The 2260-nt window shown below is 71.5% G+C and carries 2 protein-coding genes; one reads left to right on the plus strand and one right to left on the minus strand.

Annotated elements, in window-relative coordinates:
- Positions 1-364: 364 nt before the first annotated feature.
- Entirely contained in the window at positions 365-1708 is a 1344-nt protein-coding gene (gdhA, locus tag ACWJ6R_RS34920) for an NADP-specific glutamate dehydrogenase (protein WP_449066300.1), read from the plus strand.
- Positions 1709-1805: 97 nt separating this feature from the next.
- Here gdhA and ACWJ6R_RS34925 read toward each other — a convergent pair.
- Positions 1806-2260: phosphotransferase (locus tag ACWJ6R_RS34925; protein WP_449066301.1), on the minus strand; the 455-nt coding region annotated here is incomplete at its 5' end.

Below are 2260 nucleotides of genomic sequence, written 5' to 3' on the forward strand. Positions count from 1 at the left end.
CCGGCGACTCGGAGCGGCCGGCGTCGCTCCGCCGCCGCCCGAGCCCGGACGGGGCTCCGGCACTCGACCGGCGTCTCAGCATCCGGACGGGTGCTCCGGCATCCGAGCGGGGTGCCGGCGTCCGGGCGGGGCTTCGAGGATCACCGAAGATGAAGGTTTCCTTACCCGCGCCGGGGGCCTGAGCTGGTGCTCCGTGCTGGACGATGGTCTCCCGGCCCCTTCCTGCCGTCCGCCGCCCGGGGATCCGGAAGTCCTGCCGGCGGGCAGGGCGCGCGCATCTTCCAGGGCCGGTAAACGGCGTGTTACGGGCATCTCATAAGGTCTAGACCAAAGCTGTGAGATCCGACAATCAGGAAGACAAGTGATGTTGCACGAGAAACTGGCATCCATCTACGACAGCGTCCTGCGCCGGAACCCGGGGGAGACCGAGTTCCACCAGGCCGTCCGGGAAGTGCTGGAGAGCATCGGGCCGGTTCTCGGGAAGCACCCCGAGTACGCCGAGTCGAAGATCATCGAGCGGATCTGCGAGCCCGAGCGGCAGATCATCTTCCGGGTGCCGTGGGAGGACGACCAGGGCGAGGTGCACATCAACCGGGGCTTCCGGGTCGAGTTCAACAGCGCGCTGGGCCCGTACAAGGGCGGCCTGCGCTTCCACCCCTCGGTCTACCTCGGCATCGTGAAGTTCCTCGGCTTCGAGCAGATCTTCAAGAACAGCCTCACCGGCCTGCCCATCGGCGGCGGCAAGGGCGGCTCGGACTTCGACCCCAAGGGCCGGTCCCAGCGCGAGATCATGCGCTTCTGCCAGAGCTTCATGACCGAGCTCTACCGCCACATCGGCGAGTACACCGACGTCCCCGCCGGTGACATCGGCGTCGGCGGGCGCGAGGTCGGCTACCTGTTCGGCCAGTACAAGCGCATCACCAACCGCTACGAGTCCGGCGTGATCACCGGCAAGGGGCTCAGCTACGGCGGCGCCCAGGTGCGCACCGAGGCCACCGGGTACGGCTGCGCGTTCTTCGTCGAGGAGATGCTCAAGGCCCGCGGCACGTCCTTCGATGGCAAGCGCGTCGTGGTCTCCGGCTCCGGCAACGTCGCGATCTACACGACCGAGAAGGTCCAGCAGCTCGGCGGCACCGTCATCGCCTGCTCCGACTCCTCCGGCTACGTCGTCGACGAGAAGGGCATCGACCTCGACCTGCTCAAGCAGATCAAGGAGGTCGAGCGGCTGCGCGTGGACGTCTACGCCAAGCGCCGCGGCGGCGACGCCAGGTTCGTGGCGGGGCGGAGCATCTGGGAGGTGCCGTGCGAGGTGGCGATGCCGTCCGCCACCCAGAACGAGCTCACCGGCCGCGACGCCGAGACGCTGGTGCGCAACGGCTGCGTCGCGGTCGGCGAGGGCGCCAACATGCCCACCATGCCGGAGGGCATCCGGGTCTTCCGGGAGGCCGGCGTGGCCTTCGGCCTGGGCAAGGCCGCCAACGCGGGCGGCGTGGCCACCAGCGCGCTGGAGATGCAGCAGAACGCCAGCCGCGACTCGTGGAGCTTCGAGTTCTCCGAGCGCCGCCTCCAGGAGATCATGCGCGACATCCACGCCCGCTGCCTGAAGACCGCCGACGAGTACGGCATGCCGGGCGACTACGTGGCCGGCGCCAACATCGACGGTTTCAAGCGGGTCGCCGACGCCATGCTCTCCCTCGGCCTGATCTGACCCCCTCCGGTCCGCCGGGCGCGGGGACCCGGCCCGGCGGCAGAGGACGCGGTGGCGCGGTCCGGTTCGGCGGTCCGGTTCGACGGTCGGAGGCGCGTCAGTCGCTGACGGCGCGGCGGAGGCCGGCGAGGGAGGCGGCCAGCAGCCGGGCGCGGCCGGTGGACTCGGCGTAGTCGGCGAGCACCGCGCACAGGAACACCGCGAGCACGCGCGCCGCCAGCTCGCGCCCGGGATCGACCGGACGCCCGTAGGCCGAGAGCAGGGCCGTACGGGCGTCCCCGTCGAAACCGGCGTAGGCGAGCGAGAGGTCGACCGCCGGGTCGGCCCGGCACAGGTCGCCCCAGTCGATGACGCCGGTCGCCCGCCCGTCCGGGCCGACCAGCAGGTGCCGCAGGTGCAGGTCGCCGTGGGAGACGACCGCGGGGCCGGGCGGCGGGCTCGCCTGCTCACCGTCGGAGAGGAGCCGGTCGACGGCCGGGTCCGGGGTCCACACGCCGCGCCGTGCCAGCCGGCCCAGCCGCTCCCGGGCCATCGGCGCCGGACGCCCGGATC

It is taken from the genome of Planomonospora algeriensis, from assembly GCF_977012225.1.